Below are 17,204 nucleotides of genomic sequence, written 5' to 3'. Positions count from 1 at the left end.
AGCCTCCCCGGCCCCCGCCCAAGACGATCGCCCACAAGGCGTCCCCCCTTCGAAGAAGAAACTCGTGATGAAGCTACCCGAGACCAAGCAACCCGCGGCCAACGGCAAGCGCGCGCTGATCACCGGCATCACCGGCCAGGACGGCTCGTACCTCAGCGAGCTGTTGCTCGCCAAGGGCTACGAGGTGTGGGGCATTGTGCGCCGCAGCTCGTCTTTCAACACCGCCCGCATCGACCACCTTTATCAAGACCCGCACGAGCAAGGCGTGCGGCTGCGGCTGACCTATGGCGACTTGAGCGACGCCTCGTCGCTGCACAAGACGCTGCGGCTGGTCGAGCCGCACGAGGTTTACAACCTCGGCGCGCAGTCGCACGTGAAGGTGTCGTTCGACGTGCCGGAGTACACGGGCGACGTGACCGCGCTGGGCGTGGTGCGGCTGCTCGAGGCGATCCGCGACCTCGGCCTCGAGACGAAGTTCTACCAAGCGTCCTCCTCCGAGCTGTACGGCAAGGCGGTCGAGACGCCGCAGACCGAGAACACGCCGTTCCACCCCCGCAGCCCTTACGCGGCGGCCAAGGCGTACGCCTACCACATCACCCGCAACTACCGCGAGTCGTACGGCCTGTACGCCGTGAACGGGATCTTGTTCAACCACGAATCGCCGCGCCGCGGGCCGACGTTCGTGACGCGCAAGATCAGCCGCGCGGCCGCGCGTATCCGGCTCGGCTTGCAGGACCGCTTGTACCTGGGCAACCTCGAGGCGGCACGCGACTGGGGCTTCGCGGGCGACTACGTCGAGGCGATGTGGCGCATGCTGCAGGCCGACCAGCCGGACGACTTCGTGATCGCCACGGGCGTGCCGACCACGGTGCGGCAGTTCTGCGAGTGGTGCTTCGCCGAGGTCGGTCTGCCGATCGAGTGGCGCGGCTCGGGAGTTGAGGAGCGGGGCGTGGGGCCCGACGGCCGCGAGCTTGTCCAGATCGATCCTCGCTACCACCGCCCGGCCGAGGTCGACCACCTGCAGGGCGACTTCTCGAAGGCGCGGCGGGTGCTCGGCTGGGAACCGACCGTCACGGTCGCGGAACTATCGAAAATGATGGCGCAATCCGACCTCGCGTTGGCCGAATCGGAGTCCGCCGCGGCGGAGCGCTGAGTCGCGAACCTGGGTTCGGCGGCTATCCTTAAGTTCCCCTCACAAAGGGCTCTCCGCCCAGCCGCCGACGGAAGTCGGCGGCTCGAGTCTCGGCGCAGTCCGATCCCTGTGTGGGGCGAACCGCCGACTCCCGTCGGCGGCCGGGCCGCAATCCAAGTTCAACCGCTCCCCTCGCCCTATGCCGAAGCGCAACATTCTCTTCATCAGCCAGGTCTACGTGCCCGATCCGACGTCGGTGGGGCAGCACATGGCCGACGCCGCCGAGGAGCTCGCCGCGCGCGGCTACCGCGTGCGCGTGATCACCTCGGGCCGCGGCTACGACGACCCCACGCAGCGCTACCCGGCTCGCGAGACCCTGGGCGGCGTCGACGTCGTGCGGCTGCCGTTCTCGTCGCTCGGCAAGAAGTCGATCCTCCACCGCGTCGCCGGGCAGCTGATGTTCCTCGTGCAGGCGATCCTGCGCGGCTGGTTCGGCCCGCGACCCGACAAGATCGTGGTGAGCACCTCGCCCCCGATGGCGGCCATCGCCGCGCTCGCCGTGCGGCTCGTGCGGCGCTCGAAGATCGTGTTCTGGGCGATGGACCTCAATCCCGACCAGGTGATCGCCACCGGCGTGATGAAGCCCACGGCGCTGCCCGTGAAGATGCTCAACTGGCTCAACCGCTGGCTCTTGGGAGCCGTGGACCACGTGGTGGCGCTCGACCCCTTCATGGCCGAGCGGCTCAACGCTAAACGCGACGTGAGCGATAAGACCACGGTCTTTCCCCCCTGGCCGCACAACGAGCCGGAGGACGACATCCCCAAGAGCGAGAACCCGTTCGTCGCCGAGCACGGATTGGCGGACAAGTTCGTCGTGATGTACAGCGGCAACCACGGGCTCACCACGCCGCTCGACTCGCTGGTCGACGCCGCGCTCACGCTGCAAGACGACCCGCGGCTCAGGTTCATGTTCATCGGCGGCGGGCCCGGCAAGGCGCCGGTGACCCGCGCGATCGAAGAGCATCAGCCGGAGAACATCGTCTCTCTGCCGTACCAGCCGCTCGACGCGATCCGCTACTCGCTCTCGTCGGCCGACATCCACGTGGTGCTGATGAACGAGGCGCTGGTGGGCATCGTCCACCCGTGCAAGGTTTACGGCGCGATGACCGTCGGCCGCCCGGTCCTCTACTTCGGCCCGCGGCCGAGCCACGTGACCGAGCTGCTCGACGCGGCCCAGGCCATCCCGCCCGAAGAGGGCGGCGGCCCGATCGGCTGGGAGGCCCGCCCGGGCGACGTGGAGCAAACCGCCGCCGTGCTGCGCGAGATCGCCGCGACGCCGCCGGAGGAGATCGCCGAACGCGGCCGTCGCGCGAAGCAACTCATCGCCGGGCGCTACAGCAAGAAAGAGCTCTGCGGCCGGTTTGCGGACATCGTGGTGGAGGGGCTCGATACTCCGGAGTAAGCATTGCGAGCCGTAAGCGTCAGCGCCCGGAGCGGCAAGGAGCACGCTAAGGCGCGCCAACCGCTCCGGGCGCTGACGCTTACGGCTCGCCTCGACAGATCACCACTTCAGGCCGAACTTCTCGCCGCCGCTCGGTCCGCCGATGCCGCCCTTGAGCTTCGCGTCGCGCTTCTTCTTGCGGGCGATCTCTTCGGGCGAAGGGGGCGGCTCGGGCGGCTCTTCCGGGCGCTTCTCGCGAGCGGGCGCGGCGGTCAGGGCCTTGAGCGACAGGGCGATCCGCTGCTTGTTGCGGTCGACGCTGAGGATCTTGGCCTCGACGTCCTGGCCCTCGCTCACGGCGTCGTTCACGCGGCCGACGCGGCCGTGGGTCAGCTCGGAGATGTGGATCATCCCCTCGATGCCCGGCTCTAGGCGGACGAAGGCGCCGAACTCCATGATCTTCGAGACCTTGCCCTTGGCCACGTCGCCGACCGGGTAGTTCTGCTCGGCCTTGTCCCAGGGGTTCTCGGCCGCCTCGCGGTAAGAGAGGGCGATCTTGCCCGTCTCGGGGTCGACCTTCTCGACCTTGACCTTGATGGTCTGGCCCTCGGTGAGCACCTCCTTGGGGTGGCCCACACGCTCCCAGCTCAGCTTGCTGACATGCACCAGGCCGTCAACGCCGCCCAGGTCAACAAAGGCGCCGAAGTCGCGCAGGCTCCGCACGATCCCCTCGCGCATCTGGCCGGGGGCCAACTCGGCGAGCAGCTGGTCGCGCTTCTCGGCGCGCTCACGCTGCATGATCGACTTGTGGCTCAGCACCAAGTTCTTGCGCGAGCGGTTGGCCTCGGTGATCACCGCGGCGATCGTCTGGCCGACGTACTCCTCGGCGTTCTCCACGCGGTAGAGCGAGATCTGGCCCATCGGCATGAAGCCTCTGATGCCGGAAACCTTGCACTCCAGGCCGCCCTTGTTGTGGCCGGTGATCGTCACGTTGACGACCTGGCCCTCGGACACCTCGTCCCAGTTGCCGACTTCCTGCGGGGCGCTCGGTAGAGACAGCTCGTACAGGCCGTCGTCTTCCTTCAGGCGGATCACGCGGACCTCGACCTGCTGGCCCTCGGTCGGCGCCTCTTTGCCCTCGAACTGCTTGAGCGGCAGCACGCCCTGGGTCGGCTTGCCGAGCTCGACGAAGATGTCGTCGCCGTGGATCCGGGCCACCGTGCCGGTCACTCGGGTGTCGTCTTCGATCGTCTTGCCGGCGGCGCCGGCCGCCTCGGCGGCGATCGAGTCGAGGTCCGAGCCGGCCATCGCCGCGTCGAGCTCCGACTGCTCCTCGGCGCTGAGCTGCGAACGGACGTTGGGCGGTGGGTAGGCCTTCTGCTGGCTCGGCTTGGGCGCCGACGGGTCCGCCTCGGTGACGGGCGTCACCGGCTTGGGCTCGAGCGCCTCGGCGCTACCCTCGACGCGCTGCGTGCCGATGCGGATCCGCTCGCTCGGCTTCGCGCCGTCGTCTGCGGACGCTGCCGCCGTCGCCTGAGCGGCGGGCGCTGGGGCGACGGGCGCTGGGGCGACGCTAGCCTCAGCCGCGGGCTGAGCAGGCGCCGGTTCCGTCGCCGTGGCGACAGGCGTCGCTTCGGGCGCGGGCGTGGCTGCGGGTTGTGGGGTCGATTGATCCACTACGTCGGGCGTGGTGGTCTGCCGCTCGGTGGGAGCGGCTTGCTCCGCCGTGGGGGCGGTCGTCTCGTCGGTCATCCGACTCGGGGCCTCGTTGACAAGGGACGTGTCGCTTTACTTATCGCAAAAGTAAGCACGCAAAAAATGAACCGTGAGTCGCGCAGCTCGGGCTGGGCTCCCGCGGGAACCGATGAGTGTAACCACCCCGGGCCGCGGCAAGCAACGATCCAGTCACCCGATCAAGCGGTTTATGCAAGGAAATCGAGCGGCAAATTACCTAAATCCTCGCGTGAGGCCCCAGAACGAGGTATTTCGGCGATTTCGGATCCGATGTGCGGCGAAAAAGCCGCTCAGCGGAGCACGTCGCGCAGGGCGATCTTCACCCCTCCCCTGCGGCCCCCCAGGTCGCTCGCGCCGATCGCCAGCAAGCCGTCGCCCGCCGCCGCACGCATCGCCACGGCCATCGCGCCGCGGACCGCCGGCTCGTCGACGCCGTCGATGACGATCTCGTACGCGCAGCGGGCGCCCTCGACCAACCGCGTGGCGACCCGCTCGCGGAGCGTCGGGCAGAACGCCTCGTTGGTCGATGCGACCGGGCCGCGGTACTTCGAGCCGACCTTGCTGCCGCTGCGGCAGACACCGCCGGGGAACGGCGTGATCACGCCCGCTGTCTCGGCGAGCGCCTCGGCCGCACGCCGCGCGGCGGCGAGCACAGCCGCCTGCTCGGCGCCTTGCAGCATGAGCACCCCGCCAGCCAGGCCGCGGGCTACGCCCACCTTGGGCTCGAAACGCACCTCGCCCTCCATCACGGGAACGACCCACTCGCCGGTCGCCTCGTCCTGGCGTTCGAAGCCGTCGCCGAAGCAGCGGAGCCAGTCGCCGAAGGTGAACGATTGATGCGGCTCGGGCGTGGCGACACGCACCTCGACCGTGGGACAGGTGAGCAGGCACTGTCCCGTGCGGTTCATCACCGCCCGGGCGAGCGGCTTGGCCTTGAGACCGAACAGCAGCACGTCGGCGCCGGGCCGGTCCCCGCTGGACCGGTCCGGCGCGAGCGTGCGTTCGACGCCGACCTCGGCGTCGCAGCCGATAACGCTCGTCGCGTAGCCGCACAGCGCGTCGAGCGCAGCGCGCAGCCAGTGGTCGTCCTGCGCCGTCACGCGCAGCCGAGCGTAGTGCGCCCGGAACGCCTGGCACGACTCGTCGGTGATGAGCGTCGCTCCGAGCCGCATCAAAAGCCGCCGAAGGGGTCTGACGCATCGGCGTCTGAGTTGCCGATGGCGCGATTGTAGCCGTCCTGGTCGTGAGCGGTTTCCTCAAGCGCTCTCGCTTGGGCCGCCCGACCTCTGCCAGCGTGCTCTTTTGCTGGCGAAGTGGCGTCCTTCATCGCGGACCGCAGGGCGCCGAGCAAAGCATGGATCTGCTCGTGGGCTCGGGTTGTTTGCGAGATGACAATCGTGCGGTCGTTGACCAAGATCGCCTCTGCATCGCTACCCCCTTTATCCTGCCAGCTGCTAGGCGCGACCGTTTGGGTCAGCGCTCGGTGCATCGCATTAGGGCGGATATCCATGCCATCGAGACAGTAGACCGCCGTCGTCAGACGCAGCTCGACTTCCTCTTGCGTGGTGATCATTAGCACGCCGTCGGTGATCGTGTAGCCGAGCTCCAGTTGGTTCAGCAGCAACTGCAGCGCGGCGCCGAGCGTCGTGTTTCTCGCTTGGATATCAACGCTCTTGTCTGGCCCGATCCCAAAATCATCAAGGCTCGGGGTGTCCAACTGCACCTCGATGTTGTATTCGTTGCGTAGGAACGCGACGACTTCCTCGAGCGGTGTGTCGGTGAACTCCATGCCCGCCGACGTCATGGGAGAGAGCAAACGTTGGTAGACCAGTTCCGTTTTCTCGGGACTCGAATCAGCCCAGTGACGGCAAACCGGGTGACTCTCGGAGCGAGGCCCTTGAGCTGTCGCTGGCGCCGAAGCAGACGGACGCGCGCCCGCATCTTGAATGAGCTCCGCGAAGGTTTCCTGCGCACGTGAGAGTGACGGTGAAAGGCACAAGACAGCGACAGCTACGCCGATCGAAAAACGACTTGCATACATCGCAACGCCTCCTCAAGAAAAGTCCGCCGGCGCCCTTCGCGGCGACACGCCACGCGGAACACCGGCGCGGTTCTCTGTTCCGTGGGGGAGTATGGCGCACTGCCGCAACGGATTGCAAGAAAAATAGTCGTTGGGGTGGAACGCCTGCCCCGCCCAACTCTCAGAAGAGCCACCACACGGCCGCCGCCGCGCTCGCCAGCAGCGAGCCGCACAGCCACGCCTTCGGGGCGAGCTCCGCACGACGCTCGGCCGTCGCGACCCGCGGGCGGACCAAGGGGGGCACGAGCTGTGGGGCCGCGACGGGCGCCGCCGCGCCGGCGGTCGCCGACTCCTGGCGTGCGGGGGACGCGGACGTTAGCTCTTCGAGCAGCTCGCGCGGCGGGGTCCGCTCGCCCCAGTAGCCGGGCAGGTCGCGGCTCTCAAACGGGGTGAGCGACTCGTGCTCGATGTGATCGAACGGCTGCAGCGCCGCGGCAAACTTCCAGCACGAGGCGCAACGGGAAAGGTGGCGGTCGACCTCCAGGTCGTCATCGCCGCCGGTGGGGAAAGGCCCACTGGTGAGCACCCAAAAAACCCGATCACATTCCATCGAACCGCTCACGCTCGAGGCGTCGCCGAGAGGACGGCCGCCAAATCCCTTGCTAGGTAGGTAAAAAGAACGCCACTCGGGCCTCAGGGGGCGGGCGGCGTCGCGCAGCAGGAGAATCCGTCATAAGGTGCGCCACGCAGCATAAGGCCCGGGCGGCTTCCGCCGCCATAGCAATCCTGCCCCAAAGCAGTCGCCTCGCCGGGGCGGGCGGCGGGCGGCGGACGTGTCGGGCGGCGGCTTTTGGCCACGCTTGTTTGCAAGTCGCGTGGGCGTGGTGCTATCTTGTGGCGGCGACGGTCCCAGGTTCTCGCCCTTCGCGGGGCCAGGTTCTCGCCTAAAGCGGGAGACGAGGAACGCCGCATCGGCGCTCCTCGTCGCGGAGTTCTCGTCACGGCCATGACCCGACCTCGCGCAAGGCCGCTTTGTTTCGCCCTTCCTTCTTCGCGTTCGACCCGCTGAGGACCCTTCCCTATGAGTGCTGACCCCGGCGCCTTTTCCTTCGGACGTTTGCTCAAGATCTTGCTGCCGGTGCTGCTGCTAGCGGTGGGAATCCGCTTCACGCTGCCCGGCTACGAGCGGGCCGCTCAGAAGGAGATGGAGGACAACATGCTCGCCCGCCTGATGGGCGAGGCGGTGCAGCTTCCCGAAGAGACCGTCCCCTTCAGCGACGCCGACCACGACCTGGTGAACGACCCGCCGGCCGAACCCGCTGACGGAGAGGCCGCCGCGGCGCCCGAGCGGCTGGTGTTCTCGTACATCGCCTCGCCCGAGCCGGAAGACGCCGCCGAGGTGTGGGCCGACGTGACCACGGCGATCTCCGAGGCGACCGGCCTGCCGGTCGAGTACGCCCACTACGAGACCACCGGCGAGCAGTTCGCCGCGATGGCGCGCGACGAGGTCCACGTGATCGGCGTGAACACCGGCGCCGTGCCGACGGCCGTGGCCAACGTCGGCTTCACGCCGGTCTGCACGTTCGGCGACGCCGCTGGGGAGTACGGCTACCGCATGAAGCTGATCGTCTCGAAGGACAGCAAGGCCGAGGGCCTGGGCGACCTGCGCGGCAAGAAGATCGCCTTCACCCGGCCCGACTCGAACTCCGGCTTCAAGGCGGCGATGGTGCAGCTGATGAACGACGAGGGGATGCTGCCCGAGCGTGACTACCAATGGGGCTTTACCTATGACCACGTCACGTCGATCCACGCCGTGGCGGCGGGCGAAGAGGCGGCCGCCCCGGTGGCGAGCGACATCCTCGACCGGCTCACCACGAGCGGCGAGGTCTCGACGGATGATTTCAAGGTGATCTACGACTCGGAGCGTTTCCCGCCGGCCACGATCGGCTACGCCCACAACCTGCCCGCCGCGACGCGCGACGCGATCCGCGAGGCCCTGCTCTCGTTCGCCTGGGAAGGCTCGAGCGTGGCGGCCAAGTACGCCGACTCGGGCGCTGCGCAGTTCGTGGCCGTCAACTACAAGGACGACTGGGACAACATCCGCCGCATCGACGAGGCGATCCGCCGCGTCCGCGCCCAACACTCCGCCGCCGCGGAGTGAAGCCTGCGAGCGTGTTCCCTACACCGCGTCGCGTTGCCGCCGCGCCTCGTAGAGCAGCACCGCCGCGGCGGCCGACACGTTGAGGCTGTCGGCTACGCCCGCCATCGGCAGCGACAGGGCGGTCAGCTTGAGGGCCGACCGCTCCCAGGCGTCCGACAGCCCGTGCGCCTCGCTCCCCAGCACCAGGGCGACGCCGCCGGCGAGGTCCGTGCGGTCGTAGCGCTCCGCCGCCTCGGGCCGGGTGACGAGCGTCCGCAGCCCGCGCCCGGCGAGCCAGGCGATCGTTTCTTCGGTGGTCGCCACGGCGATGTTCTGTTTGAACACGGCGCCGACACTCGCCCGGATCGTGTTCGGGTTCATCAGGTCGGTCCGCGGGTCGGCCACGACCACGGCGTCGACCCCGGCGCCGTCGGCCGTGCGGAGGATCGCCCCCAGGTTGCCCGGCTTCTCGACCCCTTCCAAGACGACCACCAGCGGGTCGGCCGGCAGCTTGAGGTCGCCTAGCGAGCGTTTGGGCGCCGTGGCCACGAGCACCAGGCCGGTCTCGCGTTGGCCATAAGCGAGCTTGGCGAACGCCTCGGGCGCGACGGGGCTGAGCGGCGTGCTGCGCCGCTCCAGCTCGGCGAGGGCTTCTGTGGTGAGCGCGTCATCGAGCCCCTCGGAGACAAACGCCTCGACCGGCTCGGCCCCGGCCGCCAGGGCGCGGAGCGTCTCGCGGGCGCCGTCGACGAGGAAGCGGCCGGTGCGGCGGCGCTCACGCGCGTCACGCAGCTTGGCGGCCTCTTTGAGACGCGGGTTGTGGCGGCTGGTGATAAGCGGTGCGGTCATGCGAAACGGTTGGTCGAAGATTGCGAATCTGAAAATTGATAATTTGCGATTCGCAATTTTCAATCCGCCTCTCCGTCGGGCTGGTTTTCAAGAAACGCCTTGAATCGCTTGAGTGTCGATGGACTCACGTGGTGCTCGATTCCCTCGGCGTCGGCCTGAGCCGTCGCCTCGTCCACGCCCAGGGCGAGCAGGAAGGCGAGCACCACCTCGTGCCGCTTGCGGCTCGCCTCGGCCAGCCGCTCGCCCTTCTTGGTGAGCGCGATCGGCTGGTATGGCTCGGTCTCGACCAGACCCTCGGCAGCCAGCCGGGCGACGGTTTTAGTGACCGTCACGTGGCTCACACCGAAGTGCCGCGCCAGGTCGGCGCCGCGGCACTGCCCCTCGTCGCGCGCCAACTCGGCGATCGCCTCGACGTAGTCCTCGGCGGTCTCCGCGGCGTGGTCGTCGCGGATGCGGCGGAAGCGTTTCGATTGTCGGGGGGCGGGGGCATCCATGCGGGCGTCTGGGGCGTCAGGCGAGCTCGCCCGGCAGCAAGGTTTTGATTAGTCGAAAAAAACGGTTGACGCGGGTTTAGCCTGGGCTACAATCGGCCGGGGTTTAACCCTGGCTAAATATCCGGTGCTTCGAAGGCGGCATGCCAGCAACGGGCTGTGCCGTTCGTCTCTTACGCACCGCAAGGAGTTGCAATCGATGTGGAAGCAAGCTTCTCTCAACCGCTGGGCCTTGGCTAGCCCGAGACGCGCCGTGAGGCGTCGCCCCGGCGGCTGTCGCGCGGCGCTTGGCGGTTTCACGCTCGTCGAGCTGCTCGTGGTGATCGCGATCATCGGGATCCTCGTCGCCTTGCTGCTGCCGGCGGTGCAGACCGCCCGCGAGGCGGCCCGCCGTGCTCAGTGCTCGAATCAGCTGAGGCAGATCGGCCTGGCGGCGCACAACCACCACGACGCCATCCGCCGCCTGCCTCCCGGCTACGCCTCGCGCTCGCTCGCCACGCCGCCCCCCGCCGAGCGCGACCCCGACACGTGGGACGCGCCGCCCGGCTGGGGCTGGTACGCCTACTTGCTGCCCTACGTGGAGGAGGGCGCGCTGAGCCAAGCGACCGACAAGGAATTGTCGCTGTGGGACGACAGCCAAGCGGCGCAGGTCGCTGCGCCGATCAGCGGCTTGCTCTGCCCTTCGTCTTCGGGCCCACGCGAACCGTTCGAGGCCCAAGACGAAGCGGGCGACCCGCTCGTGCGGGGCGGCTCGACCGTGCTGCTGGGCCGCTCGCACTACGTGGCGAGCCACGGCCAGGAGTCGTGTTGGGGCGAGTGCGGCGCCACCGCCTCGGGGCCGGTCTTCACCAACATCTACACCAGCGCCACGGAGCAGGTCGAGCACGGCGGCGACGTGTCGCTCGTGGCCGACGGACCGTTCTACCGCAACTCGGAGACCCGCTTCAAAGACGTGACCGACGGTCTGTCGCAGACGATCTTCTTCGGCGAGCACTCCTCGGCGCTCTCCGACAAGTCGTGGGCCGGGGTCGTGCCGGGGGCGTTCACGCACCCGCGGTTCGCCTCGCCGGAGAACGGCCCCGACGCGGCGGCCACGCTCGTGCTGGTGCACGGCGGCCCCTCGGGCGGCGAGCTCGACATCACGGGGCTGCCGATCATCCACCCGGTGAACTTTCCCACGTACCACGTCGGCCAGATGTACGCCGAGCACCTCGGCGGCGGCAACGTCTGCCTGGGCGACGCCTCGGTGCGATTCGTCACCGACAGTGTCGACCTGCTCCGCTGGGCGGAGTACTCCAGCATCGGCGAACAAGAAGTCAGCGAGGAGCTATGAGCCACCAATCGAGTACCGCCCGAATCCGAATGGCCGCGGCGTTGCTGCTGCTCGCGGCGAGCGGCTGCGGCGGCTACGAGGGACTCAGCCCCGCGGCGTACGACGGCGCCAAGTCGCTCTACAACGTCTGCAACCGGCGGGCGGAGGACAAGCTCGACGCGGTCGAGTCGTACCTCGCCACGGAATCCGACGCCGGTCGGCTCGCTCCGCACGAGGCGCGGTGGCTGCGCGGCGTGGTCGCCAAGGCGCGAGCGGGCGACTGGGAGGAAGCCGCCGCCGAGGCGCGGCGGATGATGGAAGACCAGGTCGCGTGGTGAGAGTTAAGCCACACCGGACCATAAGTCACAACCTGACTTCGCCGGCAAGATAAGCATCAGGTGAGAAGACGACGATCTCGTCGTAGCGTTTGAAATCGCTGACATTGAAGGTCAGCAGATGCGTGACGCTGTGGCGAATCATGGCGGCAACGAGCCTCGCATCATGCGTCGTTTTTCCGCTCACCTCGTGATCGACCACGAGCCTCCACCACTCATCGAGAACGCCGCGTTCATCGCGAAATGTGGGGAAGACATCGCCCCACACGACAAGCCATCGATTCGCCACGGACGATGGGAAGCCAAGCCCATTAGATTCCACAGGACGGGTCGCCACCGCCCAGTATTCATACAGCACTTGGGGCACGGTCCTCAGATCGTGCGAAGTGTTGATAAGACGCGAGATCGTTTCTTGAGCGGTTGCGGATTGTGGGTGGCCATCGTGGTTGACACGGAGTAGCACGTTCGTGTCAACAAGGACCGTCATTCACCACGTCCTTCGTAGATTGACTCGCGGCTCGTATCGACATCGCGTGCGTTGCTCTTGGGAAGAGAATCGATGCTATTGTTCAATAGCTCCAGCTTTTCTTCTTTCGTCAAACTCACGTTGCTTCTTCTGCCGGCCGTACGCTCGTGCAGCATTCGCAACGCCGCCGAGACCGCCTCGCCTTCGGAGGCGTATCCGCCACCGGCGACCAGTTCGTTGAGCAACTTCTCGCTGTCGGGGGTGAGGGGTAGTTCCATGGCTGGGGGACCCGCGAGGGTTGGGAGAGGTTCGTGGTAAACCGAGGCATCGACCCTCTCTATTCTAGCCCGGCGGGGGAAGCGGTCACGCCGGAATCTCGGTCCCAACGATCGCCGCGACTTCTTCGCCCGTCACCGGTGAGATCACGCCGCGCTCGGTGATGATCGCCGTCACGAGCGCCGCCGGTGCGACGTCGAACGCCGGGTTGTAAACCTGCGCCCCCTCGGGGGCGGTGCGGCGACCGAAGCCGTCGGTGATCTCTTCGGCCGCGCGCTCTTCGATCGGGATCTCGTCGCCAGAGGCGAGTTCCAGGTCGAACGTGGTCGAGGGCGCCGCCACGTAGAACGGCACGCCGTGGTGCTTGGCCAGCACCGCCAAGCCGTAAGTGCCGATCTTGTTGGCCGCGTCGCCGTTGGCCGCGATGCGGTCGGCGCCGACGATCACCGCCTGCACGCGTCCCTCGCGCATCACCTGGGCGGCCATCGAGTCGCAGATCAGCGTGGCCGGCACGCCGCGCTCGATGAGCTCCCACATCGTCAGCCGCGCGCCTTGGAGCAGCGGGCGGGTCTCGTCCGCGAAGACGGTGAAGCTCTGGTTCGACTCTTGCCGGGCGCGGTGCAGGGCGAACAGCACGGCGAGCGCCGTGCCGTCGCCGCCGGTCGCCAGCGCGCCGGTGTTGCAGTGCGTGAGAACCCCGCCGCCGGGCGGCACGACCTCGGCCAGGAGCTCGGCGCCGTGGCGGCCGATCGCGGCGCACTGGGCGCGGTCCTCGTCGTGGATCGCGCGGGCCTCGCCGGCGAGCCGCTTGGCGAACTGCACCACGGGGGTGTCGTCGGCCATCGCAGTGATCACGCCGCGCATCCGCTCCAGCGCCCAGAACAGGTTGACCGCCGTCGGCCGGCTCTCGGCCAGCCGATCGCAAGCGGCGAGCGCCGCGGTGCGGGCCTCGGTGAGGCTGCTCGTCTCGCGCGTCGCGAGGCAAACGCCGTAGGCCGCCGCGATGCCGATCGCCGGCGCCCCGCGCACGGCGAGCCGTTTGATCGCGTCGTAAACGCTCTCGACGTCCTCGCAGTTGAGGTAGGCCGTCTCGCCCGGCAAGCGTGTCTGGTCGAGCAGCGTGAGGAAGCCGTCGCCGCCGCCGGTCCAGGAAATGGTGTTGGGCGCTTCAGACATGAGGCGGAAAAGAGGTCGGAGGTGAGAGGTCAGGGATCAGTTCTTTACCACAGAGGCTCAGAGAAGGATGGACAGGAACACAGGATTGGAAGTGATTTACAGGAAACTAGAGCGGTTTTCGAATAGGTGTGGAGGAGCGGGGAAGCGATTGGCGGCGTGGCGAGGAAGCCGAAGCAGGCAATGCGGTGCATTGTCGATGCAGGCTGACGAAGCCATGACGCCGATCGCGAGCCGAGCGTCTACACCAATGAGCAAACCGCTCTAAAGACCCGAATCCTGTCGATCTTTCTTAATCCTGTAATCCAGTCCATTTTTCTTTTTCCGTGCCCTCTGTGCCTCTGTGGTGAATCACCCTTCGAACCGCCCATCGTACTCCAGCCCGAAGGTCTCCGCGACCGCGCGGTTGGTGACCGCACCGTCGTGGGTGTTGGCCGCTTCGGCGATTGGCTTCAGGTCGCGCATCGACTCCTCCACGCCACGCTGGGCGAGCTGGATCACCCACGGCAGCGTCACGTTGCACAGCGCGAACGTGCTCGTGCGGCCGACGGCGCCCGGCATGTTCGTCACGCAGTAGTGGACCACGTCGTCGACGATGTAGGTCGGCTCGGCGTGCGAGGTGGGGCGGCTCGTGGCGATGCAGCCCCCTTGGTCGATCGCCACGTCGCAGATCACACTGCCCGGCTGCATCCGCTTGAGGTCCTCCTCCTCGACCAGCATCGGCGCCTTGGCCCCGGGGATCAGCACGGCGCCAATCACCAGGTCGGCCCGCTCGAGCTGGCGACGGATCGTGTGGCGGTCGCTGAACAACACGGTCACGTTGGCCGGCATCACGTCGTCGAGGTACCGCAGGCGGTCCATGTTGATGTCGAGGATCGACACGCTGGCCCCGAAGCCGGCGGCGATGCGCGCGGCGTTCGCTCCCACCACGCCGCCCCCCAGCACCGTGATGTAAGCCGGCGCCACGCCCGGCACGCCGCCCAAGAGGATGCCGCGGCCCATCTGCGGCTTCTCCAGGTACTTGGCGCCTTCCTGCACGCTCATGCGGCCGGCGACTTCGCTCATCGGCGTGAGCAGCGGCAGCCGGCCCGAGCCGTCCGACAGCGTCTCGTAAGCGAGCGAGGTCGCCCGTCGTTCGAGCATCGCCTCGGTCAGGTTGCGGCAAGCCGCAAAGTGGAAGTAGGTGAAGAGCGTCTGCCCGGGGCGGATCAGCGGCCACTCTTCGGGCTGGGGCTCTTTGACTTTGACGATCAGGTCGGCCTCGCCGAACACCTGCTCGGGGCCGTCGACGAGCTTGGCCCCCACGGCCTCGTAAGCCTCGTCCGGCAGGCCCGAACCGACGCCGGCGCCCCGCTCCAGCACCACCGCGTGGCCGCGGCGCGTGAGCTCCTCGACGCCCACGGGCAGCATGGCGACACGGTATTCGTCAGGTTTCACCTCTTTGGGAACGCCAATAATCATCGGAATCTTCTGTGGTGGGGGCTTCGGGAGAAAGAACTGGGGCGGGAGGGCAAATGGGGGAGGGATCGGGGGGCGCCGCGGCCGATATCAAGCAATCCGCCCGCCAGCATGCTTTGTGCGGGGGGCTCAGGCCGTTCTCTTGGAACAATTCTGACCAAGAAAACGGGCCACGGTGCTTTGGCGAGGCTTGTGGAGGCGTCGCCAGACCGCTAAGCTACCAAATTCCCATCGACATGAGTGCGTCGGCTATCTGGCATCTTTGCGCAGAGCTGCGCCCCGGCGGGCGGCCCGATCCGCCTTCCCGTACCGACCGAATCGAACAAGCAGAAACGACCGATGAGCAAAGCAGCCGTCGCCCAAAAGACCTACATGGCCAAGCAGGCCGAGGTTGATCCGCAGTGGCTCCTGGTGGACGCGACCGACAAGATCGTCGGCCGACTCGCCAGCGAGATCGCCGTGCGGCTGATGGGCAAGCACCGCCCGACCTACACGCCGCACGTCGACACCGGCGACTTTGTCGTCGTTGTGAACTGCGAGAAGGTCCGCTTCACCGGCAAAAAGTGGGACCAGAAGACCTACGCCTGGTACACGGGTTACCCCCGCCAGCGCACCATCTCGGCCGAGAACCGGCTCGAGCGGCGTCCGGAGCTGATCCTCCGCGAGGCGGTCCGTCGCATGCTCCCGAAGAACAAGCTCGCCACGAAGATGCTCGACAAGCTCAAGCTCTGCGTCGGCCCGGAGCACCCGCACGGCGCCCAGCAGCCCGTGGCGATCGACCTGGCGCCCGCCAAGAAGCAGTAACCACACACACCTACCCAAGCCAATCGGCGGTCGCCCCCTGAAGCGACGCCAAGAACCTCGAGAGCTTTCGGACCTATGCCCACCAGCGAAAAAGTGATCGACGCCCTCGGCACCGGCCGCCGCAAGACGAGCATCGCCCGCGTGCGGATCCGTCCCGGCACCGGCCAGCTCACGATCAACAAGAAGACGCTCGACGATTACTTCACCGTGCCGCAAGACCGCAACGCGGTCGTCGCGCCGCTGAAGCATTGCGAGATCAGCGACAAGGTCGACGTGGTCATCCGCACCCACGGCGGCGGCCCGACCGGTCAGGCCGGCGCCTGCATGCTCGGCATCGCCCGCGCTCTGGTCAAGTACGACAGCGACCTGCACGACAAGCTCCGTGAGGAAGAGTTCCTCACCCGCGACTCGCGCATGAAGGAACGCAAGAAGCCCGGTCTGCACGGCGCCCGTCGCGGCACCCAGTTCAGCAAGCGGTAACGCTTTTTGCGAACGATCGAAACACGAAAAGCCCGCCGGCATCGGCGGGCTTTTTTGTATCGCCCTCCCCCAAGGGGGGAGGGCGACTAGGGCGCCAGCCTCACCCCGGCCAGCGCGCCACGACGCCGCTTTCGAGCTTGCGGCCGTCGCGCGACTTGAGCCACAGGGCGCCGCTCGCCGCCGGTTGGCTGCACGAGCCGAACACGCCGTCGGCCAGGTACGCCGACAGCTCGGCCGGCCCCACGCCCGGCGAGTGGCAGGTCGCCAGCAGGAACGCCGGCGCCCGCCCGCACAGCTCGCCGCACAGGCCCAAGAGCTCCGGCAGGTCGCGTTCGACGCGCCACTCCTCGCCCTTGGGGCCGTGGCCGTAAGAGGGCGGGTCGAGGATGACCGCGTCGTAGCCGTTGCCGCGCCGCGCCTCGCGGCGGGCGTACTTCAGGGCGTCTTCGACGATCCAGCGGATCGGCGCGTCGGCCAAGCCGTTCAGCTCGGCGTTCCGCCTAGCGATGGCGACCGACGGCTTCGACGCGTCGACGTGCGTCACCTCCACAGGATGCTTTGCCTCAGCCGCCGCAGCCGACGCGGCGGCGAGTGTGCTGCCGCCGGTGTAGGCGAACAGGTTGAGCACCCGCAGCGGCTTGCCCGCCCGTGCCACCCGATTGGCGATCCAGCGCCAGTTCTCAAACTGCTCGGGGAACATCCCCACTTGGCCCGCCGGCGTGGGCGTGACGCCGAGCGCAAAGCCGCCGCCCACCGGCACGCGGCACGCCTGGCCCTCGGCCCAAGCGGCGCCCTTGGGCGTCCACTTGCCGTCGGCCGCACGGGCGCCGTCGTAACGCGCCACGGCGTCGCCCCACGCGTCGGGCGCCGCTTTCTTGGTCCCGCTCGCCGCGGGACACGGCCGGTCGACCACGACCGACCCGAAGCGTTCCAATCGCCGACCCTCGCCGCGCGGATTCGCGCCGAAGTCGATCAGCTCGTAGTCGTCCCAATCGGTCATGCGCGCGGCGGAGGTCTCGTGGCAAAATAACAGTGTCAGCAGCCGACGACCCATGGTCGTCGGAGAAGGTTGCTGTGTCATAATGACGACCTG

The 17,204-nt window shown here is 67.8% G+C and carries 18 protein-coding genes; 7 read left to right on the top strand and 11 right to left on the bottom strand.

The genetic code is table 11. From position 1 onward, the window contains the following. Positions 1-67: 67 nt before the first annotated feature. A complete protein-coding gene (gene gmd / locus Mal64_RS11525) occupies positions 68-1,153 on the top strand; it encodes a GDP-mannose 4,6-dehydratase (RefSeq protein ID WP_146400245.1) in 1,086 nt (361 codons plus the stop codon). A gap of 178 nt (positions 1,154-1,331) precedes the next feature. Next, positions 1,332-2,594, top strand: coding sequence for a glycosyltransferase family 4 protein (locus Mal64_RS11520; protein ID WP_146400243.1), 1,263 nt, complete (start codon positions 1,332-1,334; stop codon positions 2,592-2,594). 99 nt (positions 2,595-2,693) lie between these two features. On the opposite strand, the gene Mal64_RS11515 is transcribed toward Mal64_RS11520, so the two are convergent. From Mal64_RS11515 to Mal64_RS11500, 4 genes are all read right to left on the bottom strand, one after another. Next, complete coding sequence (locus tag Mal64_RS11515) at positions 2,694-4,325, bottom strand: 30S ribosomal protein S1 (RefSeq protein WP_146400241.1); 1,632 nt, start codon at positions 4,323-4,325, stop codon at positions 2,694-2,696. 272 nt (positions 4,326-4,597) lie between these two features. After that, positions 4,598-5,479 (bottom strand): formylmethanofuran--tetrahydromethanopterin N-formyltransferase, encoded by an 882-nt coding sequence (locus Mal64_RS11510; protein WP_146400239.1) that lies wholly within the window; start codon positions 5,477-5,479, stop codon positions 4,598-4,600. After that, positions 5,479-6,096 carry a hypothetical protein gene (locus Mal64_RS11505; protein WP_146400237.1) on the bottom strand — a complete coding sequence of 206 codons (618 nt, stop codon included), beginning with the start codon at positions 6,094-6,096 and terminating at the stop codon, positions 5,479-5,481. The genes Mal64_RS11510 and Mal64_RS11505 overlap by 1 nt, the downstream gene beginning before the upstream one ends. A gap of 412 nt (positions 6,097-6,508) precedes the next feature. Continuing rightward, positions 6,509-6,937: a hypothetical protein gene (locus Mal64_RS11500; protein ID WP_146400235.1), complete on the bottom strand. Its 429-nt coding sequence runs from the start codon at positions 6,935-6,937 to the stop codon at positions 6,509-6,511. A gap of 471 nt (positions 6,938-7,408) precedes the next feature. Here Mal64_RS11500 and phnD point away from each other — a divergent pair, with 471 nt between their 5' ends. Beyond that, positions 7,409-8,488 (top strand): phosphate/phosphite/phosphonate ABC transporter substrate-binding protein, encoded by a 1,080-nt coding sequence (phnD, locus tag Mal64_RS11495; protein ID WP_146400233.1) that lies wholly within the window; start codon positions 7,409-7,411, stop codon positions 8,486-8,488. An 18-nt stretch (positions 8,489-8,506) separates the two neighbouring features. Here phnD and Mal64_RS11490 read toward each other — a convergent pair whose 3' ends face one another. Together Mal64_RS11490 and mntR are read right to left on the bottom strand one after the other, a co-directional pair. Further along, entirely contained in the window at positions 8,507-9,316 is an 810-nt protein-coding gene (locus Mal64_RS11490; RefSeq protein WP_146400231.1) for a TrmH family RNA methyltransferase, read from the bottom strand. Positions 9,317-9,375: 59 nt separating this feature from the next. Beyond that, the gene (gene mntR, locus Mal64_RS11485; RefSeq protein ID WP_146400229.1) at positions 9,376-9,810 is read right to left on the bottom strand and encodes a manganese-binding transcriptional regulator MntR; all 435 of its coding nucleotides are present in this window, start codon (positions 9,808-9,810) and stop codon (positions 9,376-9,378) included. A 250-nt stretch (positions 9,811-10,060) separates the two neighbouring features. Between mntR and Mal64_RS11480 the strand changes: the two genes are divergently transcribed. Together Mal64_RS11480 and Mal64_RS11475 are read left to right on the top strand one after the other, a co-directional pair. Then, positions 10,061-11,140 (top strand): DUF1559 domain-containing protein, encoded by a 1,080-nt coding sequence (locus Mal64_RS11480; protein WP_231993682.1) that lies wholly within the window; start codon positions 10,061-10,063, stop codon positions 11,138-11,140. Continuing rightward, entirely contained in the window at positions 11,137-11,457 is a 321-nt protein-coding gene (locus Mal64_RS11475; protein WP_146400225.1) for a hypothetical protein, read from the top strand. The genes Mal64_RS11480 and Mal64_RS11475 overlap by 4 nt, the downstream gene beginning before the upstream one ends. A 25-nt stretch (positions 11,458-11,482) precedes the next feature. Here the strand turns inward: Mal64_RS11475 and Mal64_RS11470 are convergent, their stop codons facing one another. From Mal64_RS11470 to ald, 4 genes are all read right to left on the bottom strand, one after another. After that, positions 11,483-11,941 (bottom strand): type II toxin-antitoxin system VapC family toxin, encoded by a 459-nt coding sequence (locus tag Mal64_RS11470; RefSeq protein ID WP_146400223.1) that lies wholly within the window; start codon positions 11,939-11,941, stop codon positions 11,483-11,485. Next, on the bottom strand, positions 11,938-12,198 hold the full coding sequence (locus Mal64_RS11465) for a hypothetical protein (RefSeq protein WP_146400221.1): 261 nt from the start codon (positions 12,196-12,198) through the stop codon (positions 11,938-11,940). The genes Mal64_RS11470 and Mal64_RS11465 overlap by 4 nt, the downstream gene beginning before the upstream one ends. Before the next feature lie 85 nt (positions 12,199-12,283). Continuing rightward, the gene (mtnA, locus tag Mal64_RS11460) at positions 12,284-13,372 is read right to left on the bottom strand and encodes an S-methyl-5-thioribose-1-phosphate isomerase (RefSeq protein ID WP_146400219.1); all 1,089 of its coding nucleotides are present in this window, start codon (positions 13,370-13,372) and stop codon (positions 12,284-12,286) included. 348 nt (positions 13,373-13,720) lie between these two features. Continuing rightward, complete coding sequence (ald, locus tag Mal64_RS11455; RefSeq protein ID WP_146400217.1) at positions 13,721-14,830, bottom strand: alanine dehydrogenase; 1,110 nt, start codon at positions 14,828-14,830, stop codon at positions 13,721-13,723. A 336-nt stretch (positions 14,831-15,166) separates the two neighbouring features. Between ald and rplM the strand changes: the two genes are divergently transcribed. Together rplM and rpsI are read left to right on the top strand one after the other, a co-directional pair. Then, the gene (gene rplM / locus Mal64_RS11450; protein ID WP_231993679.1) at positions 15,167-15,631 is read left to right on the top strand and encodes a 50S ribosomal protein L13; all 465 of its coding nucleotides are present in this window, start codon (positions 15,167-15,169) and stop codon (positions 15,629-15,631) included. A 75-nt stretch (positions 15,632-15,706) separates the two neighbouring features. Then, positions 15,707-16,111, top strand: a complete 405-nt coding sequence (rpsI, locus tag Mal64_RS11445) for a 30S ribosomal protein S9 (protein WP_146400215.1) — start codon at positions 15,707-15,709, stop codon at positions 16,109-16,111. Positions 16,112-16,211: 100 nt separating this feature from the next. On the opposite strand, the gene Mal64_RS11440 is transcribed toward rpsI, so the two are convergent. Further along, the gene (locus Mal64_RS11440) at positions 16,212-17,165 is read right to left on the bottom strand and encodes a class I SAM-dependent methyltransferase (protein ID WP_197525683.1); all 954 of its coding nucleotides are present in this window, start codon (positions 17,163-17,165) and stop codon (positions 16,212-16,214) included. Positions 17,166-17,204: the final 39 nt, after the last annotated feature.

Origin of the sequence: Pseudobythopirellula maris (genome assembly GCF_007859945.1) — a bacterium.
Lineage (GTDB): Bacteria > Planctomycetota > Planctomycetia > Pirellulales > Lacipirellulaceae > Pseudobythopirellula > Pseudobythopirellula maris.
The sequence above is the reverse complement of the archived record's forward strand: the minus strand, read 5'-3'. Positions and strand labels throughout refer to the sequence as shown.

Coding starts and splice junctions, on each gene's coding strand:
- mtnA (WP_146400219.1), bottom strand. CDS start 13,372: ATGTCTGAAGCGCCCAACACCATTTCCTGGACCGGCGGCGGCGACGGC.
- phnD (WP_146400233.1), top strand. CDS start 7,409: ATGAGTGCTGACCCCGGCGCCTTTTCCTTCGGACGTTTGCTCAAGATC.
- Mal64_RS11510 (WP_146400239.1), bottom strand. CDS start 5,479: ATGCGGCTCGGAGCGACGCTCATCACCGACGAGTCGTGCCAGGCGTTC.
- Mal64_RS11505 (WP_146400237.1), bottom strand. CDS start 6,096: ATGGAGTTCACCGACACACCGCTCGAGGAAGTCGTCGCGTTCCTACGC.
- Mal64_RS11470 (WP_146400223.1), bottom strand. CDS start 11,941: ATGACGGTCCTTGTTGACACGAACGTGCTACTCCGTGTCAACCACGAT.
- Mal64_RS11520 (WP_146400243.1), top strand. CDS start 1,332: ATGCCGAAGCGCAACATTCTCTTCATCAGCCAGGTCTACGTGCCCGAT.
- Mal64_RS11500 (WP_146400235.1), bottom strand. CDS start 6,937: ATGGAATGTGATCGGGTTTTTTGGGTGCTCACCAGTGGGCCTTTCCCC.
- Mal64_RS11515 (WP_146400241.1), bottom strand. CDS start 4,325: ATGACCGACGAGACGACCGCCCCCACGGCGGAGCAAGCCGCTCCCACC.
- Mal64_RS11465 (WP_146400221.1), bottom strand. CDS start 12,198: ATGGAACTACCCCTCACCCCCGACAGCGAGAAGTTGCTCAACGAACTG.
- rpsI (WP_146400215.1), top strand. CDS start 15,707: ATGCCCACCAGCGAAAAAGTGATCGACGCCCTCGGCACCGGCCGCCGC.
- gmd (WP_146400245.1), top strand. CDS start 68: ATGAAGCTACCCGAGACCAAGCAACCCGCGGCCAACGGCAAGCGCGCG.
- rplM (WP_231993679.1), top strand. CDS start 15,167: ATGAGCAAAGCAGCCGTCGCCCAAAAGACCTACATGGCCAAGCAGGCC.
- ald (WP_146400217.1), bottom strand. CDS start 14,830: ATGATTATTGGCGTTCCCAAAGAGGTGAAACCTGACGAATACCGTGTC.
- Mal64_RS11440 (WP_197525683.1), bottom strand. CDS start 17,165: ATGGGTCGTCGGCTGCTGACACTGTTATTTTGCCACGAGACCTCCGCC.
- Mal64_RS11490 (WP_146400231.1), bottom strand. CDS start 9,316: ATGACCGCACCGCTTATCACCAGCCGCCACAACCCGCGTCTCAAAGAG.
- Mal64_RS11475 (WP_146400225.1), top strand. CDS start 11,137: ATGAGCCACCAATCGAGTACCGCCCGAATCCGAATGGCCGCGGCGTTG.
- mntR (WP_146400229.1), bottom strand. CDS start 9,810: ATGGATGCCCCCGCCCCCCGACAATCGAAACGCTTCCGCCGCATCCGC.